This window comes from Anaplasma capra (assembly GCF_025628805.1).
GTDB classification, from domain to species: Bacteria; Pseudomonadota; Alphaproteobacteria; order Rickettsiales; family Anaplasmataceae; genus Anaplasma; species Anaplasma capra.
Map to the genome: position 1 here is coordinate 19,075 of NZ_JAOTBG010000004.1, position 6,127 is coordinate 25,201.

Sequence of the window (6,127 nt, forward strand, 5' to 3'; positions counted from 1 at the left end):
ACTTCCCAAGAAGGTGAGGAAGCACCAGAGGGTGCAGGTCGTGTTACTTGGGATGAAGTGAGGACGCGTATAATTACTGGTGATGCTAAGCAAGAGTTTGAGAAAGCTGCTCGCCTTCTTGCTGCTGTCACTGTGCACGCAGTGCAGTCAGGTATTGCAGCATTTTTGGGTATAGAGCCCCTCAAAATTGCTACGGTAGAACGTGTGGTAAATGATAGGCTGAAAATTGACTATTACACCGACAGCCTGGTCTTGCTTTCTTCTCTGCGGAGTGTATTAAGAGGGGTTGAAGAGGAGCTGTTGCGGTGCAACTCTGGAGTGATGCCGGGCTTTAAGATCAGTATTCCTGATAAGTTCGCGGATGAGGTATTAAGGAAAATTACTGTTGGATGCGTGCTTGCGCATCAAGCTGCGCGTGAAGATGGTGACGGTGATGTGGAGAAACGTTGCGGTGATTACATCAAGGACGTCTACGAGACTACATGCACTGAGTCACGTGAGTGGAGTAGGGATAATGCTGAGAGTCTTAAGGTTCCGCCGCAGGGCCAAGAACCTTCTGGTGACTCAGATAAGGGTGCGGAAGCGCAGCCCACCGTGCATGTGTATTACACGCTTCCCGTGCCTAGAGTTTTTGCTGGTGATGCGCATCGTCCAAGGATCATTAGTTTCCCCGCCGCAGCGACAGTGACTAGGGCTACAAGGGAGATACGTGAGAGATACATGACATCCTTTGAAGGAATAGGGCAGTTTATCGTGGTAATTGCTGCTTTGATAGCTGCAATATTTGCTATTTGTGCATGTATGGAACCGGCTATTGTGGGGGAACATGGTGCCTTAATCCTGGGCTGCCTAGCAGTAGTTGTTTTGCTGCCTATGCTTGGTGTGGGTATACATAAGGTGCTCAATGCCGACAATGCAGAGGAGCGTGATCAGGCTGCAGAAAGTGTTGTTTTAAGGCGACTGGTAGAAGGGGAGCGTCGCGCTGCATCGCGCCATGGCGCTGCTAGTGTTTTAAAGTTTGTTGCATGCACCTTTTTTGTTCTTGACATACTTGTCTTTGGTGGTGCTGTTGTTGCATGTGCTTATACATCGGGAACCGGGGCTTCGCCGCTTGTTGCTGGGGCGTTATTGCTGGTTGCTCTACTGCTTGCTGTGACTTTGATGGTTGTAGTTGCAGTGGGGGATATGCGTACACCTGGTGATTGCGGTAGCGATGTTGGCATTAGTTTCCGCGTTGTTGAAGGTAGTCCTCATCGCTGTGGTGAATCGGGTGCTGAGGAGACTGGTGCCTGTGGGGAGAAAGAGAATTGCCAGAGGGAAGAGAGTCAGCCCTCTACTTTTTTGTGGTTGACCGACCCCGTACCAGGTGCTTGTGATACCGAGGAGTCTCATCTAGGAGGTACCGTGCCCGTTGCGGTCAGACTATGCGCGTAATCGTTCTGAGTGAGAAACACTAGGACAGCGCTTTTGCGCCCTGAGTTGTGAGGAAATTCCGTTAAGGTTGGGACTATAGAACCCCAGAGGCCGTCCGGCAAGGGGTTCATGGATTTAGGCTTCAGATGCCCGAGCGCTGCTTCTATAAACTGTTGTGACAAACGTAGGTTGCGAGGACAGTAGGTGGGCGTGTATTGGAGGGTGCTGCTTGTTCCTTAGGGGATGAGCGTTGTTCCAGTTTGCGGTATTACTTAATATGTCAAGAAAGCACAAACCGAAGTTTAGCTTCGAGGTGGGCTCCATGAGTGGTGACCGGGCCGCAATGCTGCTTTTGGTAGGCATTGTTGCCACCTGTTTGGTAGCTGAACTTGCGTGCGCTATTGCGTTGCGCTGCAGCGCTGCTTCCACGGCTGGGCCTACTTCGGGATGGCTGATAGCATATCCAGTTTTGGGGTTGGTGTTCATCTGTGTTGCGTGTGTTTCTTGGGTTCGAAACCGGAGTTCTTCACGCAAGTACAGTGATGCGGTGTTGGGTAATAAGCCTGACAACATTCTCAGTTTCAAGGTGATTCTAGTTGTGCTGCTTACGATCTGGAGTCTCTGCTTGTTAGCCAGTTTTCCGCGTTGGCATGTGTGGGCCGGTGCAGCGGATATTGTGGTATGTTGCCTGCCGTTGGTGGTTATACCGTTGCTGCTTTGTGGCTTCTTCTTGCGCGATGCAGAGAGTACATTGCAGGCACCTACGATGTGGACCATGCCCCCTGATGGGGACAGTCCCCGGATTTCGCGACATACGGAAGCGGAGAAAAACGCGGACAGCAAGATCTTACCTGACGCTAACGTGAGCCCAGTTGTGCCTGCTGTGCACTCAGAAGAAGTTGGTATGGACTTCAAGTTTTAGATAAAACTTTGTAACCATGAATTTCAGCCCTTACATCTCTTCTGCAGGTATTATGGAAAATATTGACAGTCCAAGGGAGATTACCAGCGCGACGGCCCTGACCAAGTAAATCCTCGCCGAAGTAGTGGCGATATCTCCTTCAACAATGAATCGCATGTCCGCACTTCTGCTTCCATATCCCCACAGCACATGGAATGCTTCAGCAACTTCTAGCAAGTAAAACGCGATCCTATGCGGTTCACGACTTACAGCAGAAGATTCTATCACATCTGGCCATCTAGCAAGTAGCTTTACTAACGCAATTTCCGGGGCAGAAGAGATCAACGAAAAATTCACGTCATCTATGGGTAGCAAGGATTGGGCATTGCGCATTAGGGAACAGGCTCTGGCGTGTGCGTATTGAATGTAGAAGACATGACTATCCTTTGACTGCTCCTTCGCCTTAACGAAATCAAAATCAAGCACCACATCGTTTTTTCTGGTCATCATCATAAACCTGGCAACATCTTTACCAACCTCGTCTACCACATCCCTGGCAGTCAAAAACTCGCCACGCCGCTTTGACATCTTAACCGGCACTCCATTTTCCAGAAAGTTGACCATATTGTGGAGCTTTATGTCTATAACAGCATCTCCGTCGCTCAGCGCGTGAACCGCAGCTTTGATTCTCTGAACGTAACCTTTATGATCAAACCCTAGTCCCAGGATCATATTCTTAAAGCCCCTGGATATTTTATCGAAGTGATAGGCGATATCCCCGGCAAAATAGGTCCACGAACCATCTTCTTTTTGTAATGCCCTGTCGGAGTCATCGCCAAAGTCGGTGGATCTGAACAAAAGTTGTTCTCTGGCTTGCCAAGCCGCGTCCTTTTCCGCACCTTTGGGGCGCTCCAACGTTCCCCGGTAAATCACCCCCTTCTCTTGTAAAAGTTCAACACATCTTTCAATTGTATGGCTGCGTTGTAGATCCGCTTCGTATGTGAACACATCATGCTTAACGCCCAAAAGCTCCATGTCCTCTCTTATTAGAGATAGAATGCTCTCTAGGGCAAAATTTCTGATGGCTTCCTCTCTATTCTCAAGGGTAAGTAGCGTGTCACCATACTTTTCAAACAGGGCTCTGGCTATTGGCTTTAGATACTCTCCCGGATATACGTCTTCCCCTATCGTGATCTTCTCTCCTAGTGCTTCTCTATAGCGCAGATATACCGACTTCACCAACGTATTAATCTGCCCACCGGCATCATTAACGTAGTACTCCCTGGTGACGTTGTAACCTACTCGCTCCAACAAGTTTGATAACACATCCCCAAAGACGGCTCCGCGCGCATGTCCTATATGCAAGGGACCAGTTGGATTTGCTGAGACAAACTCTACGTTCACTCTCTGTCCCTTACCTAAATTCACCTCGCCGTAATTCTTGCCGAGCCTGTTTATGTCCTTTACTACTGAGCACCAAACTTCTTGTGTGCATTTCAAGTTTATAAACCCCGGGGGTACTATATCTATGGTTTCTATGCCCTCCACTCTTTCAAGGGCTTGGCACAGCAATTCTGCGACCTCCATAGGCTGCTGCTTTCTGAGCTTACCAATGACAAGCGCCGCGTTGGTATATATATCGCCGCGCCCATCTTCTGTTGGAGGGGATACTATGAGTCTCTTTAATAAAGCATCTGGAATTTCATTACCCCAGAGTTCGTAAATCTTTTTGGTTACTATATCTCTGAAATTGCGAAACAAATTCGCTGCACCACCAGCCGAAAACATGGATAACCCTGTATCTGAGTTCTTAGTATATAAGAATTATCAGCAGATAAAAGTTCTATCTGAGCGCGTGCACTGGTGAGAGCTGCGTGCAGCCTCTTGTTGATTCGGCATAAGCGCTCTGACTATAAGGTTTCCGGATGACGGCAGCCAATTAGTTACGCGTTGTTTTAATCGTAAGATGGTGCTTCATAACTGTTGACACAAAATATCTCCTTGTACTTTATATAATATTGCCCTGGTGATTGCGTATGGTATGCAGTGGAGAGAAGAGGGGGTAGTGATTGGTGTGCGTCCGTACGGGGATGAACACCTTCTACTTTCCCTGTTTACGCGTGACAGGGGGTTGCGCAGGGGGCTGGCAAAATTTGTAAGGAAGCACCCATTGCAGATTGGTGACGTTGTCGATGCAACTTGGCGTGCAAAGTTGCCGAATAATCTGGGGCGTTTTACCTATGAAATGGTATCTTCAACCTTCTATCACTACTTTCACGACAAGGTTAAGCTTATGTGCCTTTCGTCAATAACCCACGTTATTAACAATGCACTGCCTGAAAATGACCCGCACCCCATTTTGTATGACTCATTCCAAGATTTTACTTCCGCTGCAGAAGCCGAACTACCGTGGTATCATTGCTATTTGAAGCTGGAGCTTGTTGTGTTATCTCAGCTGGGATTTGCATTGGACCTATCGAAGTGTGCAGTGAGTGATGCCAGAGACAACTTACTGTTCATTTCTCCGAAAACTGGCAGGGCGGTATCCGAAGGTGTGGGGCATGCTTACAAGGACAAGCTTCTGCCTCTGCCTAAAGTTTTGCATAGCCTGTCTTGTGGAGCAAAGGTCGAATGCTGTTCGGCAGGTGAATTTGCACTAAGTCTAAAGATTTTGGGTTTTTTTCTTTGTAAAAATCTCCTTCAGGGGAGCTGCACGTTTGAGGAATCACGGAAAATGCTTGCTGAACTACTTGGGTGGAATTCTTGTGTTTTTAAGGAATATTCATTATTAAATGGTAGAAGCTGATAGCTTGGGGAGCTCATTAACACCGGGGGTTTATTATGGCCGTAGCGCGAGGTGGCCAAGAACAAAACATGGGGCCAAATTTGGCGGCAGTGCAGTCTTTACTCGATGCTACTCGAGATATGTCAGGTGGTGGCGAGCAGGAAGGAGATGATAAGTCTGCACTGGCAATAGCATCTGCCGTTATGGCCACTCCCACTGAGGCTCTGAAAAGCGACGTAGTTGCCAATCTTTTGGGTAATGTGGACAGGGCTGTGGTTTCTCTTGGAGCAAACATTACTCCGCAGGTGAGCATCTTTAGTCCAACGAAAGGTACTTCAGTGTTTTTCGGATTTCCCATACTTTTCGACAGCATCGCGCATGGCGGTTCTGCCGATGAGGGGGGTGATATGTCGAGTGGCGGAGAAGAGGGAGGCGCCCTTGAAGGAGAAGGTGATGGGGGGCAGCATATGGACGCCAGAGATGAATCATATCTCTATGATCCCTGGCATTTTAACCAATATCCATATGCAAATGAGGAGATAGCTCATGCTTCGCGTGGCATGGAAGGCGTTTCACATGAGGAAAGTGGCATGTTGCTACACCATGATATGGAACCATCAATGTCTCCAGGTATGCACCATGAGCATTCTGAGGGTAGGGGGATCTGATTCTGTGGCTTTCTCCAGGTAGTGCCAGGACTGGAAGTTTCTACATTGGACTTGATTACAACCCCACATTCAGCGAAGTCAAAGACTTCAAATTTGAAGGAGATGGGAACACCACTAGGGGTATTTTCCCACTAAAGGGAGATGCTGGTAATGATTTCAGGTCCCATGACTTCGATTGGGATGCACCAGCATCTAGCATAACATTTAGTAACAGTCCTGTAGCTCTGGGTGGGAGCATTGGTTACAGGATGGGGAGAGCCAGAATCGAAGTGGGGATAGGGCACGAAAGGTTCGTCACCAAGGGGAATTCAGTATTCCTATTAGGCAAGGAATTGGCATTGGATACAGTGAGGAGTCAGG

6 protein-coding genes are annotated in these 6,127 nt (G+C 48.3%); 5 read left to right on the forward strand and 1 reads right to left on the reverse strand.

From position 1 onward, the window contains the following. Together msp1a and OC187_RS01630 are read left to right on the forward strand one after the other, a co-directional pair. Positions 1–1,434, forward strand: a 1,434-nt coding sequence (gene msp1a, locus OC187_RS01625; RefSeq protein WP_458693191.1) for a major surface protein MSP1 subunit alpha, incomplete at its 5' end; no start/stop codon positions are given. A gap of 301 nt (positions 1,435–1,735) precedes the next feature. Further along, complete coding sequence (locus tag OC187_RS01630; RefSeq protein WP_262998279.1) at positions 1,736–2,335, forward strand: cell surface protein; 600 nt, start codon at positions 1,736–1,738, stop codon at positions 2,333–2,335. 30 nt (positions 2,336–2,365) lie between these two features. Here the strand turns inward: OC187_RS01630 and argS are convergent, their stop codons facing one another. After that, on the reverse strand, positions 2,366–4,102 hold the full coding sequence (gene argS, locus OC187_RS01635; protein ID WP_262998280.1) for an arginine--tRNA ligase: 1,737 nt from the start codon (positions 4,100–4,102) through the stop codon (positions 2,366–2,368). Between the two features lie 253 nt (positions 4,103–4,355). On the opposite strand from argS, the gene recO reads away from it, so the two are divergent. The 3 genes from recO to OC187_RS01650 all read left to right on the forward strand — a co-directional run. Then, positions 4,356–5,120 (forward strand): DNA repair protein RecO, encoded by a 765-nt coding sequence (gene recO / locus OC187_RS01640; RefSeq protein WP_262998281.1) that lies wholly within the window; start codon positions 4,356–4,358, stop codon positions 5,118–5,120. A gap of 35 nt (positions 5,121–5,155) precedes the next feature. Beyond that, the gene (locus OC187_RS01645) at positions 5,156–5,767 is read left to right on the forward strand and encodes a hypothetical protein (protein WP_262998282.1); all 612 of its coding nucleotides are present in this window, start codon (positions 5,156–5,158) and stop codon (positions 5,765–5,767) included. A 2-nt stretch (positions 5,768–5,769) separates the two neighbouring features. Continuing rightward, a partial coding sequence (locus tag OC187_RS01650) for a P44/Msp2 family outer membrane protein (protein ID WP_317619167.1) occupies positions 5,770–6,127 on the forward strand: 358 nt, incomplete at its 3' end.